Origin of the sequence: Mycobacterium sp. OAE908, assembly GCF_017872775.1 — a bacterium.
In the GTDB taxonomy this organism is placed as follows: Bacteria; Actinomycetota; Actinomycetes; order Mycobacteriales; family Mycobacteriaceae; genus Mycobacterium.
This window is the reverse complement of record NZ_JAGGJL010000002.1, coordinates 927,322-943,919: the sequence shown is the minus strand read 5'-3', so window position 1 is coordinate 943,919 and position 16,598 is coordinate 927,322. Positions and strand designations below refer to the sequence as shown.

Below are 16,598 nucleotides of genomic sequence, written 5' to 3'. Positions count from 1 at the left end.
CTGTTGCGTAATACGAGTCACGTTTCATAATCAGATACAACTAGGTCACACCGGGGAGGTCGCGCTCGTGCTCGAAATCTGTCCTCTGGCGGCCCTGCCTCGCGGTGAGGCGCGCAGGGTCGAAGCGGATCCACCGATCGCGGTGTTCCACACCGACGACGGTGAGGTGTTCGCAATCGACGACACCTGCACGCATCAGGACGCGTCGCTGGCCGACGGATGGCTCGAGGGCTGCGAGATCGAATGCCCGCTGCACGCCTCGCGTTTCAACCTGCGCACGGGCGCGGTCGACGCACCGCCTGCGAAGCTTCCGGTGCGCACTCACGAGGTGGCGATCGTCGACGGCGTGATCAACGTTGTCCTCAACGACGCCCCGCCCAACCTTCCTCCGGGCCTGACCACGCGCGCGGGCGGCGAGGCGGCGCAGTGAAAAGCGTTGCCATCGTTGGCGCCTCGCTGGCCGGGCTGTCGGCGGCCAGAGCGTTGCGCGCTCAAGGCTTCGACGGCGACCTGACGATCGTCGGCGGCGAAGGACGGCGCCCGTACGACCGACCGCCGCTGTCGAAGGAGTTTCTCGCAGGCGACATCGGCGAGGACGCGTTGGCCCTCGAAGCCGAGGACGACAACCTGGACGCCGAATGGCTACTCGGCGTGCACGCCACCCACCTCGACACCGGCGCGGCCTCGGTGCAGCTCGACGATGGCCTCGCGATCCGGGCCGACGGCATTGTCATCGCGACCGGAGCGCGGGCACGGACATGGCCCGGTTCCGACGGCCTCGCCGGAGTGCACGTGTTACGGACCGTCGATGACGCCGTGGCGCTGCGCGACGAATTGCGTCCGGGAGCGCGCCTGGTGGTCATCGGCGCGGGCTTCATCGGTGCCGAAGTAGCTTCTACCGCAGCCAAATTGGGCCTGGACGTGACCGTGGTCGAGGCGGCGCTGGCGCCGCTGGCCGGCCCGCTCGGGGTGCAACTCGGCGCGGCCGTCGCACGGCTGCACACCGAACACGGCACGCGGCTGCTCTGCGGGGCCCCGGTCGCGGGACTGCTCGGCGACGATCGCGTCACCGGAATCGAGTTGGCCGACGGGCGCCGGCTCGCGGCCGACGTCGTGCTTGTCGGCATCGGCGCCGCGCCCAACGTCGAGTGGTTGCGCGGCAGCCCAATTGAACTCGCCAACGGCGTGGTGTGCGATGCCGGTGGGGCGACGTCGATTCCGAATGTCGTCGCGGTTGGCGACTGTGCGGCGTGGCACGAGCCCGCCGTCGGGTGGCCGCATCGTGTCGAGCACTGGACGGGCGCGTTGGAGAGGCCGGGTATTGCGGTGGCCACGCTGCTCGCGGGCGGACGGCACGACGGCAGTCCCGCCAAGCCCCCGTACTTCTGGTCCGATCAGTACGGCCGTCGCATCCAGTTCGCGGGCATCGCCCATACCGGCGATGAGATCACCTTCGAGGTGGGCAGCGTGCGCGACGCCAGCTTCCTCGCCGTGTACCGGCGTGGCGGCGAACCCGTCGCCGTACTGGGTCTGGACCAGCCGAAGCTGTTCACCCGCTGGCGTCGCCAGCTCACCGTCGTCCCCGTCCCCGCATGACTTCTATTTCCGCAGAGGAGATCTCGATGACCACCGTCGGCCTGCCGCAGAGCTTGATCTCGACGCTGCCCGGCAGCTACTACACCGACCCCACGATCTTCGCGATGGAACAAGCCCAGATCTTCGAGTCGATGTGGTTCTGTGCGGTGCGGTCCGCCGATCTCGACAAGCCCGGTGCGTTCAAGACGGTTCAGGTCGGCAACGAGAGCGTGCTCATCACCCGCTCGCGCAGCGGCGAGGTGCGCGCGTTCTTCAACGTCTGCAGGCATCGCGGTGCGCAGTTGTGCACTGAAGAAAGCGGTGAAACCAAGCGTGCCTTCCAATGCCCTTACCACGCTTGGACTTACGACTTCGATGGCAAGCTGATCGCCGCACCGAACCTGACCAAGATGCCCGACATCGACCGGGTCGAATACGGGCTGCGTCGCATCGCCATAGAGGAGTGGCTGGGCTACGTCTGGGTGTGCCTCGCCGACAACCCACCCTCGTTCGACGACACGGTGCGCAAGGACGTCGGCGATCGACTCGGTGACGTCGCCATGATCGACCACTACGACGCCGAACATCTGAGCGTCGGGCGCCGGATCCGCTATGACGTGAAGGCGAACTGGAAACTCATCATCGAGAACTTCATGGAGTGCTACCACTGCGCGACCATTCACCCGGAGCTGACCGAGGTGCTGCCCGAGTTCGCCGATGGGTTGGCGGTGCAGTACCACGTCGGCCATGGGGCCGAATTCGCCGACGACGTCCAGGGATTCACCGTCGATGGGTCACAGGGGCTCGACCAGATCCCCGGCGTCACCGCCGAGCAGGACCGGCGCTACTACGCGATCACGATCAAGCCGCAGGTGTTCGTCAACCTGGTGCCCGACCACGTCATCGTGCACCGGATGTTCCCGATGGCAGCGGACCGCACCGTCGTCGAGTGCGACTGGCTGTACCTGCCGCACGTGGTGGAATCCGGCAAGGACGTCAGCCGCTCCGTCGAGTTGTTCCACCGGGTCAACGAGCAGGACTTCGCCGCGTGTGAGCGCTGCCAGCCGGCGATGAGCTCACGCACCTACCGCGATGGCGGCGTGCTGGTGCCCAGCGAGCATCACATCGGCGAGTTCCACAACTGGCTGCAGGCGAAGCTGACCAAATGAGGGCGTCAGTCGAGGTGCCCCATCCGCTGGCTGATCGCCGCCGCGGCGGCGACCACGTCGGGGGTCACCTCGCGCATCCGGTCTTCGGTGAATCGGTAGACCGGACCCGAGACGGACAGCGCGGCGATCACGCCGCCGGTGTGGTCGCGGACCGGGGCGGCGACCGCGTTCAGCCCCTCCTCCAATTCCTCGACAGAGGACGCGTAACCGTCGCGGGCGGCGGCCTCGATCTGCGCCTCCAGCTCCCGCTGCGACGTGATCGTGTGCGGGGTCAGTCGGGCAAGTCCCGCCGCGGCCAACATCTTTCGGCGTTCCTCGGGTGCCATGTAGGCGAGCAGAATCTTGCCGCTCGAGGTGGCATGCAGCGGCGTCAGTTCGCCGACCCAGTTGTGCGTGGCGACCGCACTCGGACCGCGGGCCTGGTCGATGTTGACCACGAAGTGCGAGCGGCGGACCGCGATGTTGACGGTTTCGCCGACCTGCGAGGCCAGTTGCTCGCAGAGCGCGCGAGCCTGATGCGTGACGTCCAGTTGGCCGGGCACCGCGCTGGCGAGCCGAAGGATGCCGAAGCCAAGCCGGTATTTGCCGCGATCCTGGGTCTGCTCGACCAATTCGCGTTCCTCGAGCGCCGCGAGCAATCGGAATGCCGTCGACTTGTGCACACCGATGTCGGCGGCGACCTCGCTGACGCCGGCCTCGCCACGTTGGGCCAGAATTTCCAGCACACTGATCGCGCGGTCGACAGACTGCACGCCTCCGGTGCTCTCAGCCCGTTCGTTGCTCATGGCGCAACTATACGAGACTTCGTTGCATATAGCGAAACTTGATGCGTATCACGCGCCACAGCCATAGCCTTTGAACACATCTGCAGGAGGACAGCGATGGCCCACAAAGATTCCACACGGTACGACTTCGTGATCGTCGGCGGCGGCTCGGCGGGCTGCGCACTCGCCAACCGCCTTTCGGCCGACCCGTCCAACAAGGTCCTGGTGCTGGAGGCGGGCCGCAACGATTCGTTGTGGGACGTGTTCGTGCATATGCCTGCGGCGCTTCCGTTCCCGATCGGAAGTCGTTTCTACGATTGGAAATACGAGTCCGAACCCGAGCCGCACATGCACGGCCGGCGGATCTACCACGCCCGCGGCAAGGTGCTCGGCGGCTCGAGCAGCATCAACGGCATGATCTTTCAGCGCGGCAATCCGCTGGACTACGAGCGCTGGGGCGCCGACCCGGGGATGGGCAACTGGGACTTCGCACACTGCCTGCCCTACTTCAACAGGATGGAAAACTGCCTCGCCGCGACCCCCGACGATCCGTACCGCGGGCACGACGGCCCGCTGGCCCTCGAGCGAGGACCGGCCACGAACCCGTTGTTCGTGGCGTTCTTCACCGCGGGCGAACAGGCCGGCTACCCGCGCACCGATGACGTAAACGGTTACCGCCAAGAGGGTTTCGCCAAATTCGACCGCAATATCCGCAATGGACGGCGGCTGTCGGCCGCCCGCGCCTATCTGCATCCGGTGATGAACCGGCCGAACCTCGACGTGCTCACCAGAGCCTTCGTCGAACGCGTGGTGTTCGAGGGCAAGCGCGCGGTCGGGGTCGACTATCGGCACGGGCTCGGCGGAACCAAGCGCGTCAACGCAGGCGAGGTCATCCTGTGCGGTGGCGCCATCAACAGCCCGCAGCTGTTGCAGCTCTCGGGTGTCGGCAACGCCGCCGAGCTGCGCGCGCTCGGCATCGACGTCGTTCACGACCTGCCGGGTGTCGGCGAGAACCTGCAGGACCACCTCGAGGTCTACATCCAGTACGCGTGCAAGCAGCCGGTGACCATGCAGAAGTACATGAAGTGGCGCTACCGGCCGTGGATCGGTGCCAACTGGTTGTTCCTGCGCCGCGGGCCCGGCGCCACAAACCATTTCGAGGGCGGCGGCTTCGTGCGCAGCAATGACGACGTCGCATACCCGAACCTGATGTTCCACTTCCTTCCGATCGCCGTGCGCTATGACGGCTCTCAGCCGGAGGGCGGCGAGGGCTATCAGGTGCACGTCGGTCCGATGTACTCAGACGCCCGCGGCACGTGCAAGATCGTCAGCCGTGATCCGAAAGTGCATCCGGCGCTGCGGTTCAACTACTTGTCCACCGAACAGGACCGTCGGGAGTGGGTGGAATCCATTCGGGTGGCCCGCCATATCCTCAACCAGCCGGCCATGGCCCCGTTCAACGGCGGTGAGGTTTCTCCTGGGCCGAGCGTGGAGACCGACGAACAGATCCTCGACTGGGTGGCCCGTGACGCCGAGACCGCGCTGCATCCGTCGTGCACCGCCAAGATGGGTACGGACGCGATGTCGGTCACCGATCCGGAGACGATGGGTGTGCACGGCGTCGAAGGCCTGAAAGTCGTTGACGCGTCGGTCATGCCGTACGTGACGAACGGCAACATCTACGCGCCGGTGATGATGGTCGCCGAAAAGGCGGCCGACCTGATTCTCGGCAACACACCTCTGGCGCCCGCGACGGTGCCGTTCTACCGGCACCAGCCCAAGCAGCAGCCCAGCGGCTCAGAACCCGTCGGCCGCAGCTGATTTCATGAGCACTCCGCGTGTCGTGATCATCGGCGCCGGGATCGTCGGCGCGAATCTGGCCGATGAACTCACCGCCCGGGGCTGGGATCGGGTCACCGTCGTCGAGCAGGGGCCGTTGCTGTTGAGCGGCGGCTCTTCTTCTCATGCGCCGGGCCTCGTCTTCCAGACCAACCCGTCCAAGGCGATGGCCGATATGGCCCGGTACACGGTCGAGAAGTTCCTCGATCTGGATCTCGACGGTCAGTGGTGCTTCAACCAGGTCGGTGGGCTGGAGGTGGCGACGACACCGGAACGGCTCGCCGAGTTGCACCGCCGCCAGGGCTGGGCGACATCGTGGGGCATCGAGGGCACCGTGCTCGACGCACAAGAGTGTGTGCGGATTCATCCGCTGCTCGACGAGTCGAAAATCCTTGGCGGACTGTATGTGCCGACCGACGGCCTCGCCAAGGCGGCGCGTGTGGTCGTTGCGCTGGTCCGGCGCGCCAAGGAGCGCGGCGCGGTGTTTCGCGACTCCACCAAGGTGACCGCGATTCAACACAGCGGCGGCCGCGTCACCGGTGTCACGACATCGGATGGGACGATTCCGGCAGACATTGTCGTGTCGTGTGCGGGATTCTGGGGCCCCGAGGTCGGCGCCATGGTCGGCATGGACGTCCCGCTGCTGCCGCTCGCGCACCAGTACGTCAAGACCGACCAGATTCCCCAACTCGTCGGCCGCAACACCGAAGCCGCCGAGGCCGGCCTGCCGATCCTGCGCCACCAAGACCAGGACCTGTACTTCCGCGAACTCGTCGATCGTCTGGGTATCGGGTCCTACGCCCATCGACCAATGCCGGTAGACCTCCGCGAACTCGCCGGCTCTGACGACGTTTCCGAATCCAGCATGCCGTCGATGCTGCCCTTCACCGCCGACGATTTCACGGCCCCGTGGGAACAGTGCAAGCTGCTACTGCCCTGCCTCGAGGGCGCCAAGGTCGACAGCGGCTTCAACGGGATTTTCTCGTTCACCCCGGACGGTGGCCCGCTGATCGGCGAGTCTTCCGACATTGCCGGATTCTGGATCGCCGAGGCGGTCTGGGTGACGCACTCGGCCGGCGTGGCTCGCGCCGTCGCGCAACTGTTGGTCGACGGGCGCAGTGAGACCGACGTGCACACCTGCGACGTGCACCGGTTCGAAGAAGTTCAGCTCGCACCGGACTACGTCAACGAGACGTCGCAACAGAACTTCATCGAGGTCTACGACATTCTGCATCCGCTGCAGCCCCGACTGTCGCCACGCGACTTGCGGGTCAGCCCCTTCCACGCGCGCCAGCAGGAGCTCGGCGCGGTGTTCCTGGAGAGTGGCGGCTGGGAGCGCCCGCATTGGTTTGAGGCCAATGCCGCACTACTGCAACGGCTTCCGCTTGAGTGGAAGCCACCCGACCGTGACGCGTGGTCGGCGCAGTTTCACTCACCGATCGCGGCGGCCGAGGCGTGGCGCACCAGGACGTCGGTGGCGATGTATGACATGACCCCGCTCAAACGACTCGAAATCACCGGGGCAGGCGCGCTGCCGCTGCTGCAGCGGTTGGCCACCGGCAAGATGGACAAGTCCGTCGGCTCGGTGACGTACACGCTGCTGCTCGACGACGCCGGCGGCATCCGCAGCGACCTCACGGTTGCCCGGTTGGCCGAAAGCCATTTCCAGGTCGGGGCCAACGGCAACATCGACCTGGACTACTTCCGCAGGCAGGCTTCGTCGGACGACAGCGTGCAGGTCCGCGACATCACCGGCGCGACGTGCTGCATCGGGCTATGGGGGCCGCGCGCCCGCGACGTGGTCCAGGCCCTCAGCCACGACGACTTCTCAAACGAGAAGTTCAAGTACTTCCGCACGAAACCTGTTCGGATCGGCGGCATTCCGGCCACCGCGATGAGGCTGTCCTACGTCGGCGAGCTGGGCTGGGAGCTGTACACGAGCGCAGACTACGGGCTGCATCTCTGGGATGTGCTCTGGGCCGAAGGCGAAAAGCACGAGGTGATCGCCGCGGGCCGCGCCGCGTTCAACAGCCTGCGTATCGAAAAGGGCTACCGGTCGTGGGGTACCGATATGACGACCGAGCACAACCCGTATGAGGCCGGCCTCGGCTTCGCGGTGTCGGTGAAAAAGGCCGGCTTCGTCGGACACGCTGCGCTGCAGGGTGTTTCAGATGCGACGATTCGGCGCCGCCTGATGACTGTGGTGATCGACGACGGCGTGTCCGTGGTGATGGGTCAGGAACCCGTCTTCCTCGATGGCAAGCCGGTCGGCTACGTCACCAGTGCCGCATACGGTCACACCGTCGGCGCACCGATCGCCTATGCCTGGCTGCCTGCGAGCGCGAAGGTAGGCACCCGCATCGAGATTCAATACTTCGACCGCCGTATCGCCGCCACCGTCGCGGCCGAACCGCTCGTCGACCCCGACATGACCCGAATCAGGTCCTGAGTCTCAGTGCCCTCGGGCGATCCATTCGGCGAGATGGGGCGCCTCCGTGCCGATCGTGGTGCCATCGCCGTGCCCGGTGTGCACCAGCGTCTCTTCGGGCAACGTGAACAGCCGGTCCCGGATCGAGTCCACGATTGTCGGGAAGTCCGAGAACGACCGTCCGGTGGCGCCGGGCCCACCGCTGAACAACGTGTCGCCGGAGAACAGGACGCCGGCCTCAGGCACGTAGAGGCAGCACGAACCGGGTGAATGACCAGGGGTCCTGATCACCTCGATCTCGGTGCCGGCCACGCCGATTCGCTGGCCGTCGTCCAGGCGCCAGTACGGCTCCTCGGGATGGGTCATCTTCCACAACACGTCGTCACCGGGATGCAGCAGGACCGGGCAGTGCAGCCGCTGACCGAGTTCCGGGGCGACGGTCACGTGATCGTTGTGGCCATGAGTGCAGACGACCGCGGTCACGTCGCGGCCTGCGACAGCGTCGACGATCGGCTGAGCCTGGTGTGCCGCGTCGATGACCACGACGTCGCTGTCGTCACCGACCAGCCAGATGTTGTTGTCGACCTCCCATGTGCCGCCGTCGAGTGCGAACGTTCCAGCTGTGACGACGCGTTCGATGCGCAGACTCACAGCACGACCACCGAGCGCAGCACCTCGCCGCGGTGCATGGTGTCGAACGCCTCCTCGACCTGGTCTAGCTTGATGCGCTCACTCACGAACTTGTCCAGCGGCAGCCTGCCCTGCTCGTACAGGTCGACGAGCGCCGGGAAGTCACGCTCGGGCAGGCAATCGCCGTACCAGGACGACTTCAACGCCCCACCGCGGGAGAAGAAGTCGATCAGCGGCATCTCCAGCTTCATGTCGGGAGTGGGCACGCCGACGAGCACGACAGTGCCCGCAAGGTCACGGGCATAGAAGGCCTGCTTCCAGGTTTCCGGACGGCCAACCGCGTCGATGACGACGTCGGCACCGAAGCCGGCGGTCAGCTCCTGCACCGCCTCAACCGCGTCCACCTTCGACGCGTCGATGGTGTGCGTGGCGCCCAATTCCGTTGCCATCTGCAGCTTCTTGGGGTCGCGGTCGATGGCGATGATCGGTGACGCGCCCGCCAGCCGGGCGCCCGCGATCGCGGCGTCGCCCACTCCACCGCAGCCGATCACCGCGACCGAATCTCCCCGCGACACATTGCCCGTGTTCACCGCCGCGCCGAGACCGGCCATGACGCCGCAGCCGAGTAGGCCGACCACGGCGGGGTCGGCGTTCGGGTCGACCTTCGTGCATTGTCCTTCATGCACAAGGGTTTTCTCCGCAAAGGCGCCGATACCGAGCGCCGGGGTCAACTCGGCGCCGTCGGTCAACGTCATCGGCTGGCTGGCGTTGAAGGTGTCGAAGCAGTACCACGGCCGCCCGCGCCGGCACGCCCGGCAATCGCCGCACACCGCCCGCCAGTTCAGCACGACGAAGTCGCCGACCTCGACGTGGGTGACCGCGCTGCCCGCCGCGTCGACGATGCCTGCCGCCTCGTGACCGAGCAGGAACGGGAATTCGTCGTTGATTCCGCCGTCGCGGTAGGTCAGATCGGTATGGCAGACCCCGCACGCCTGGATCCGAACGACGACATCGTTCGGGCCGGGATCCGGGATGACGATGTCGACGAGTTCGACGGGCGCTCCCTTGCTGCGGGCGATGACGCCCTGCACCTGCTGTGGCATGAAGACCTTCCTGGTTTGGTAGTAAAGGGATTACAGTGCGAGGCAAAGCCGGTACGCGTCGAACACTGCCGCGTGAATGTTGCGGCTGGCCACGGCATCTCCGATGCGGAACAGCTGATAGCGGCCGTCCGTATTGCGCCGCACCTGCTGCGGTTGCAGGTCAAGAAGCGCCCGCTGGTCCACCTCGCCGAGGTTCGACGAGCCCGCCCGCAAGGAGAAGTACAGCTCATCTGATGGCAGCGTGCCGTGCTCGACGACGATCTGATCGACGATGCGTTGACGGGTGACGTGCGCGTATTCGTTGTACAGATCGGCTTCCAGTCGGCCGTCCTTGCGGCGCACCGCGGTCAGCCGCTCGTTGAGCGTGACCCGCACGTCATGTTCGGCGAACACCTTGAAGTAGCCCGGGTAGTTGACCCCGCCGACATCTGGGGCCAAAACCCTTTCAGGCGTGACGAATTCGATCTTGGCGCCCGCGCGGGCCAGTACCTCTGCGGCATCGAGGCCCGGGTGCTGACCGTTGTCGTCGAACAGCAGCACGTCGCCCTTGGCCCGGAACGAGCCGCTCAGCACGTCCCAGCCGTCGGAGACCAGTTGCGCTCCCTCGGTGAGGAATTCGGTGTTGGGCACGCCGCCGGTGGCGATCACGACCAGATCGGGATCTTCGGCGAGCACCTCATCAGCCTCGGCGTAGGTGTTGTAGCGGATGTCGACGTCGAGATGTTTGCACTCTGCCAACCGCCAGTCGACGATGCCGATCAAGTCCCGCCGGCGGGGCGACGACGACGCGAGGCGAATCTGGCCGCCCGCCGCATCGCTGGCCTCCAGCACCACCACCTTGTGCCCTCGCAGACCGAGCACCCGCGCCGCCTCCAGGCCCGCGGGCCCGGCACCGACGACGACGGCCTTGCGCGGCGCGCCGGTGGCCGCCGGCACGTGGTGTGGCAACCGGTCTTCCCGACCGGTCGCGGGGTTGTGGATGCACTTGGCGTCGCGGGCCTGGTAGATCTCGTCGAGGCAGAGGCTGGCGCCGACGCACGGTCGGATCCGGTCCTCCTCTCCCGCTTGGATTTTCGCGACGATGTGCGGATCTGCGATGTGCGCACGCGTCATCCCGACCAGATCGAGCAGGCCGTCACGGATGGCGTGGCGAGCGGTGGCCGCGTCGTTGATTCGGGACGCGTGCATCACGGGGGCGCCGACCTGGCGTTTGATTTCCCCTGCGAATTCCAGATGGGGGGCAACCGGTGTGCCCATCGGTGGGATCACCCGCGACAGCGCCTCGTCGCTGCCCATGTATCCGCGGATGATGCTGATGAAGTCGATGCCCTCTGCGACGACCTGATGTGCGATCGCGAGCGCCTCGTCACGAGCGAGGCCGCCAGGCATCTCCTCGTCGAAGGACATCCGGATGCCGACGGCGAAGTCGGGGCCTGCCGCTTCACGCACCGCGCGAATCACGCGCAGCGGGAAACTCATCCGGTTCTCGAGGCTCCCGCCGAACGAGTCGTCGCGCTGATTGGTGAGCGGCGACCAGAACGCGTCGAGCAGGTGGGTGTATGCCTCGATCTCAACCCCATCCAGCCCGGCCTCACGGCATCGCGCCGTCGCGTCGGCATACGCCGCCACGATGCGGTCCATATCCCATTCCTCGGCCACCTTGGGGAAAGCCCGGTGCGCGGGCTCGCGGAGCGGCGACGGATAGACCACCGGCAGCCAGTCGCCGTCGTAATTACTCGTGCGGCGGCCAAGGTGAGTGATCTGACACATCACGGCGGTCCCGTGTTCGTGCACGCCGTAGGCGAGTTCACGCAACCACGGCACGATCTCGTCCTTGTAGACGTGCATGTTGCCGAACGCAGCCGGACTGTCGGGCGCCACGACCGCGGACCCGCCGATCATGGTCAGGCCGATACCACCCTTCGCCTTCTCCTCGTGGTACAGCCGGTAGCGCTCCTTGGGCATGCCGTCCTCGGTGTACGACGGCTCGTGCGAGGTGCTGACCACCCGGTTGCGCAGGGTGAGATGCTTCAGCTCGAACGGCTGCAGCAAGGGGTCGATGAGTTGGCGGGTCATAACGTGTACTCCTCGGCCGCGTCGAGCAGCCACTCAGCCAGATAACGGGCGAACGTCGAGCGCACCAGAATCCGGTAGTCGTCGCCGGAACCATTGACCGCCAACAGGATTACGCCGGCCTGGCCGAGCATCGTCTCTGCCGCGGTGCCAGCGCCGAAGGCCTGTGGATGCAGATCGAGGGCGCATCCCTTGGCCAACACGTCACGGCTATGGGTTCCGCTCAGCCGCAGCGTGGTGCGCTGCGCCGATACGTCGATCGCGGCGCCGCCGTGCGGGCCGACGGCATCCCGCAGCCGGGCTTCCAGCTCGGGTCCGCCCAGCGCGGTTGCCGTGATCAGCCACTCGTCGGGACCCAGCCAGATCACCGTGGTGTCAACGCTTTTCGCGTAGGTGGACGCGGTGGTCGGTAGTTCGACGCCGAGCGCGTCCGCCGCCGCCTGCGCACCCCGCCCTGCGGGGTCGACCCGCAGATCGACCATCGTGACGAATGGTTCTTCCGCAATCGCAACCGAATTCGTCAGCTGCGCAAAGCGTGAGGCCCACGGCTGCAGCGGGCTCGTGCGTTCCAACGTGTCAGCCATCGCGGCGCGCTCCTTCCGGGTCGACCAGCACCGAACCGGTGACTTCCACCGGCACCAGGGTTCCCTCGACGGGCACGTGCAGGGTTTCGCCGATGCGGGACTGACCCGCTTTGACCAACGCCAGCGCGAAGGTGCGGCCGAGCTCGGCGCTGCGGTAGCTCGACGTGACATGCCCCAGCATCGGCACCGGTGGCGGCGGCAGTGCATCGTCGTCGCAGAACTCGACGATCTGTGAGCCCTCGGGCAGCCGCGTGACCCGGTCGACCGGCAACAACCCAACGAGCTGCTTGCGCAACGGGTTCTGGTTCTCGATCCTGCTGAACGAGCGTTTTCCGATGAAGTCGGGCTTCTTTTTCGACACCGCCCAGGCCATCCCGAGATCGTGCGGAGAGACGGTGCCGTCGGTGTCCTGTCCGATGATCGGGTAGCCCTTCTCTGCACGCAGCACGTGCATGGTCTCCGTGCCGTAGGGGGTGATGCCGTAGCGGCGGCCCGCCTCGAGCAACCGCTCCCACACGGCGGGTGCGTGCCAGGTGTTCACATTGACCTCGTATGCGAGCTCACCGGAGAAGCTGACACGTGCGACCCGAACCGGCACGCCGCCGAGGCTGGTGTCGCGCCACGTCATGAATGGGAAAGCGTCATTGGACACGTCGAGATCGCCGAACACCGCGCCGATCACGTCGCGGGACCGCGGCCCGACGACCGGGAACGTCGCCAAGTGGTCGGTCACCGAGGTGAGCGAGACCTGCAGGTGCGGCCACTCGGTCTGCAGCCACTCCTCCATCCAGTCCAGGATCTTCGCCGCGCCACCGGTGGTGGTGTACACCAGGAAACGATCGTCGGCGACCCGTAGCACGGTGCCGTCGTCGATCACCATGCCGTCCACACCACACATCACGCCGTACCGGATCGAGCCGACCTTGAGGCTGCTCATCAGGTTGGTGTAGACGCGGTCCAGTAACTCGGCGGCGTCACGGCCCTGGACGTCGATCTTGCCGAGGGTCGAACCATCCAGTATGCCGACACCGGTTCGCGCGGCGGCACATTCGCGAAGTACGGCAGCGTCCATATCCTCGCCGGGATGCGGGTAATGCCGCGGTCGCTTCCACTGTCCGACATCCTCGAACACCGCGCCCTGCGCGACGTGCCAGTCGTGCAGCGCCGTCGTGCGGACTGGATCGAAAAGCGCACCGCGGTCGCGTCCGGCCAGCGCGGCGAACGCGACAGGCGTGTAAGGCGGCCGAAATGTGGTGGTGCCCAGCGCTTCGATGGGCAGGCCGAGCAATTCGGCGGTGATGCCGGAAGCGATCACCCCTGACGTCTTGCCCTGATCGTGCGCCGTCCCGATGGTGGTGTAGCGCTTGATGTGCTCGACCGACCGCATGCCTGCGCCAACTGCACGGGCGATCTCGGCGACCGTCGCGTCGCGCTGCACGTCGACGAACTGATCCTGCTCGCGACCGGGGACCCGCCACAAAACCAAGCCGGGGCTGACCGCTATGTCGGAAACCTCGGGCAGCGGATCCTGCGGCGTCAGTCCGAGCGCTGAGGCAGCCGAGTCGCGGCCTTCGCGCAGGCAACCCGCCAAGTCCATCACGCCGTTGGCCGAACCCGCGACGCTCGCCCCGTCGAGGTGCTCGCCGGGAACGAAACCGCCGAGCGCCGGGTCGTAGCGCAGCACGCCGCGGGCTTGACTGAACAGGTGCACCGCCGGATTCCAGCCACCGCTGACCAGCAGCGTGTCGCACGGAACCGCTTCGGCTGCACCGACATTCGCGCCATCGAAGTCAGCCACCAAGGCTGCCGCGATGCGGTCGCCGCCGCGGGTGCCTGCTACGACCGCGCCGGCACGCAGCGGGATGCCGCGTCGCTCGCACTCGCGCCGAAGATCTGCCGAAACGTCGGCACGGGCGTCGACAATCCCCTCGATGCGCACCCCCGCGTCGGCGAGGTCGAAGGCCGCCGCGTAGGCGCTGTCGTTCGTGGTGAACACCACCGAAGACTGTCCGACCAGCACACCGTAGCGGTGCAGGAACGTCCGAGCGCTGTGCGCCAACATGATTCCAGGCAGGTCGTTGTCGGCGAACACGATGGGCCGCTCGTGGGCACCGGTCGCGATCAGCACATGACGCGCGCGGATCCGCCAGACCCGCTGACGGGACAACTTTGAGGGGGCTGCCGCGCCGAGGTGGTCGGTCCGTCGTTCGAGTGCGAGCACGAAGCCGTCGTCGTAGTGCCCGAACGCGGTGGTGCGCTGCAGGTGCCGCACCTCGGGATACGTCGCGAGCTCGTCGACAACGGCGCGCACCCATTCAGTCGCCGCCTCGGCACCGACGCGGTCGTCGGTGCCGAGCAATGAGCCGCCCGCCTCGGACTGCTCGTCGACCAACACCACCCGGGCGCCGGAGCGCGCAGCGGTCAGCGCGGCGGTCAGGCCAGCGGGGCCGGCACCGACGACCAGCAGGTCGGCGTGGGCATGCATCGCGTCGTAGCGCGCGGAATCGGCGATGTCGGCCAGCCGGCCCTGGCCAGGAAGACCACGGGCGGCCAGACCGTCGTGCAGTTCGACCGTCGAAGCCAACAGCATCGGCTCGGGGAAGGGCGCCTCGATCTGCACCAGCCCGCCGGTGTCCTCGGCCCATGCGGCCGAAATGCCGCGTGGCCGGCCGAGTTTGACGCTGGTCGCGATCTTGTGCACGCCGTGTGCGAGCAGCGCCGACGCCAGGGTGTCACCGCGGTATCCGGTGTATGTGCGGCCGTCGAACGTGAACTCGTAGCGGGTCCCGCGGTCGATGCGGCCACCCGTCTCGGTGCGGTACGAAGCGGTCATGAGGTCGCCGGCTTCTCGCCCATGCGGTAGACCGCGTGAAAGCGATAGGTCGCGGTGTCGCGCACTGCGTTGAACCAGCGACGGCATCCCGCGCTGTGCACCCACCGTTCGGCGAACATGCCTTTGGTGTTGGCGCGGAAGAACACGTAGTGCGCCCACTGCTCGTCGGTGAGCGCGAACGGGTCGTCGGGGTACGCGACGTGCGCCTGCCCACCGTAATGGAATTCGGTCTCTTCCCGGGGCCCGCACCACGGGCATTGAATGAGTTGCATTGTCGTCCCAGCCTTTCGAAGATCAGTGCGCGACTGCGGCGGCGCCGTGTTCGTCGACCAGCGCGCCGGTGACGAAGCGGTCGAGGCTGAACGGGGCCGCATAGGGATGCGGCTCGTCGTTCGCGATGGTGTCGGCCAGACACCAGCCGATTCCCGGGGTGGCCTTGAAACCGCCTGTCCCCCAGCCACAGTTGAGGTAGAGATTGCGATACGGCGTGCGGCCGATGATCGGTGAGGCATCGGGGGTGGTGTCGACGATGCCGCCCCATGTCCGCAGCAGATGCGCGCGGGCGAAGATCGGGAACAGCTCGACTGCCGCGGCCATCTGCCGCTCGATGATGTGGAACGCGCCACGCTGCCCGTAGCCGTTGTACGAGTCGATGCCCGCGCCCATCACCAGCTCACCCTTGTGCGCCTGGGACACATAGACGTGCACCGCGTTGGACATCACGATGGTCGGGTGCACGGGCTCGAGGAGTTCGGAGACCAAGGCCTGCAACGGATGGCTCTGCAGCGGCACCCGGAAGCCCAGCATGTCGGTGAGCACCGACGTGTGCCCGGCCGCGCACATCGCGACCTGCCCTGCCGCGATGTCGCCGAGCGTCGTGCTCACACCGGTGATTCGGTCGCCGTCGGTGGTGAAGCCGGTGACCTCGCAGCCCTGCAGCAGATCTACTCCGGCCGCATCGGCTCGACGCGCGAAACCCCAAGCGACGTAATCGTGTTTGGCGATTCCGGCCCGCGGTTGGTACGTAGCGCCGAGCACCGGGTACCGCACGTCGGACGAGATGTTGACGATCGGGCAGATCTTCTTGACCTCGTCGGGTTCTAGCCACTCGGCGTCAACGCCGTTGAGCACGTTGGCTTCCACCCGGCGCACACTGTCGCGGACGTCCTGCAGGCTGTGGGCGAGGTTGAGCACGCCGCGCTGGCTGAACAGGATCGGGTAGCCGAGGTCTTCTTCCAGGCCCTCCCACAGCTTGAGCGAGTGCTCGTAGATCTGCGCGCTCTCGTCCCACAGGTAGTTCGACCGGATGAGCGTGGTGTTGCGGGCCATGTTGCCGCCGGCGAGCCAGCCCTTCTCGAGCACGGCGACGTTGGTGATGCCGTGGTTTTTCACCAGGTAGTGCGCGGTCGCCAGGCCGTGGCCGCCGCCGCCGATGATGACGACTTCGTAGGACCGCTTCGGCTCGGGATTGCGCCAGAGGAAGTCGGGGTGATCGGGCAGGTGCGCGCCCGGCGCCTGTGGACTCACGCGGCTCTCCATCGGACAGTTGTTTTCTAACTGATATATCAGTTGTGGAGCACAGTATGGTACGTTGATGCAC

General features: G+C 66.7%; 13 protein-coding genes. 5 read left to right on the top strand and 8 right to left on the bottom strand.

All coding sequences use genetic code 11. The features are described from left to right. The first annotated feature begins 67 nt into the window (after nucleotides 1–67). Genes J3E61_RS29710 through J3E61_RS29700 form a run of 3 tightly spaced genes read left to right on the top strand, consistent with a single transcriptional unit; the run spans nucleotide 68 to nucleotide 2,744 of the window. Complete coding sequence (locus J3E61_RS29710; protein ID WP_192723001.1) at nucleotides 68–430, top strand: bifunctional 3-phenylpropionate/cinnamic acid dioxygenase ferredoxin subunit; 363 nt, start codon at nucleotides 68–70, stop codon at nucleotides 428–430. Beyond that, entirely contained in the window at nucleotides 427–1,596 is a 1,170-nt protein-coding gene (locus tag J3E61_RS29705; RefSeq protein WP_210086301.1) for an FAD-dependent oxidoreductase, read from the top strand. The genes J3E61_RS29710 and J3E61_RS29705 overlap by 4 nt, the downstream gene beginning before the upstream one ends. Nucleotides 1,597–1,622: 26 nt before the next feature. Further along, complete coding sequence (locus J3E61_RS29700) at nucleotides 1,623–2,744, top strand: aromatic ring-hydroxylating dioxygenase subunit alpha (RefSeq protein ID WP_210086749.1); 1,122 nt, start codon at nucleotides 1,623–1,625, stop codon at nucleotides 2,742–2,744. 5 nt (nucleotides 2,745–2,749) lie between these two features. Here the strand turns inward: J3E61_RS29700 and J3E61_RS29695 are convergent, their stop codons facing one another. After that, the gene (locus J3E61_RS29695) at nucleotides 2,750–3,529 is read right to left on the bottom strand and encodes an IclR family transcriptional regulator (protein ID WP_210086300.1); all 780 of its coding nucleotides are present in this window, start codon (nucleotides 3,527–3,529) and stop codon (nucleotides 2,750–2,752) included. Between the two features lie 96 nt (nucleotides 3,530–3,625). On the opposite strand from J3E61_RS29695, the gene betA reads away from it, so the two are divergent. Both betA and J3E61_RS29685 read left to right on the top strand, forming a co-directional pair. Next, entirely contained in the window at nucleotides 3,626–5,329 is a 1,704-nt protein-coding gene (gene betA / locus J3E61_RS29690) for a choline dehydrogenase (RefSeq protein ID WP_210086299.1), read from the top strand. A 4-nt stretch (nucleotides 5,330–5,333) separates the two neighbouring features. Next, complete coding sequence (locus tag J3E61_RS29685) at nucleotides 5,334–7,796, top strand: FAD-dependent oxidoreductase (RefSeq protein ID WP_210086298.1); 2,463 nt, start codon at nucleotides 5,334–5,336, stop codon at nucleotides 7,794–7,796. A 3-nt stretch (nucleotides 7,797–7,799) separates the two neighbouring features. Here J3E61_RS29685 and J3E61_RS29680 read toward each other — a convergent pair whose 3' ends face one another. The 7 genes from J3E61_RS29680 to J3E61_RS29650 are packed head-to-tail and all read right to left on the bottom strand — an operon-like array spanning nucleotide 7,800 to nucleotide 16,537. Further along, nucleotides 7,800–8,426 carry an MBL fold metallo-hydrolase gene (locus J3E61_RS29680; RefSeq protein ID WP_210086297.1) on the bottom strand — a complete coding sequence of 209 codons (627 nt, stop codon included), beginning with the start codon at nucleotides 8,424–8,426 and terminating at the stop codon, nucleotides 7,800–7,802. Continuing rightward, nucleotides 8,423–9,508 (bottom strand): S-(hydroxymethyl)mycothiol dehydrogenase, encoded by a 1,086-nt coding sequence (locus tag J3E61_RS29675; protein ID WP_210086296.1) that lies wholly within the window; start codon nucleotides 9,506–9,508, stop codon nucleotides 8,423–8,425. Before J3E61_RS29675 ends, J3E61_RS29680 begins: the two co-directional genes overlap by 4 nt. A 30-nt stretch (nucleotides 9,509–9,538) precedes the next feature. Continuing rightward, a complete protein-coding gene (locus J3E61_RS29670) occupies nucleotides 9,539–11,584 on the bottom strand; it encodes an NADH:flavin oxidoreductase (protein ID WP_210086295.1) in 2,046 nt (681 codons plus the stop codon). Beyond that, nucleotides 11,581–12,165 carry a sarcosine oxidase subunit gamma gene (locus J3E61_RS29665; protein ID WP_210086294.1) on the bottom strand — a complete coding sequence of 195 codons (585 nt, stop codon included), beginning with the start codon at nucleotides 12,163–12,165 and terminating at the stop codon, nucleotides 11,581–11,583. The genes J3E61_RS29670 and J3E61_RS29665 overlap by 4 nt, the downstream gene beginning before the upstream one ends. Then, the gene (locus tag J3E61_RS29660; protein WP_210086293.1) at nucleotides 12,158–14,998 is read right to left on the bottom strand and encodes a (2Fe-2S)-binding protein; all 2,841 of its coding nucleotides are present in this window, start codon (nucleotides 14,996–14,998) and stop codon (nucleotides 12,158–12,160) included. The genes J3E61_RS29665 and J3E61_RS29660 overlap by 8 nt, the downstream gene beginning before the upstream one ends. After that, nucleotides 14,995–15,270 carry a sarcosine oxidase subunit delta gene (locus J3E61_RS29655; protein WP_210086292.1) on the bottom strand — a complete coding sequence of 92 codons (276 nt, stop codon included), beginning with the start codon at nucleotides 15,268–15,270 and terminating at the stop codon, nucleotides 14,995–14,997. The genes J3E61_RS29660 and J3E61_RS29655 overlap by 4 nt, the downstream gene beginning before the upstream one ends. A gap of 22 nt (nucleotides 15,271–15,292) precedes the next feature. Next, entirely contained in the window at nucleotides 15,293–16,537 is a 1,245-nt protein-coding gene (locus J3E61_RS29650) for a sarcosine oxidase subunit beta family protein (RefSeq protein ID WP_210086291.1), read from the bottom strand. Nucleotides 16,538–16,598: the final 61 nt, after the last annotated feature.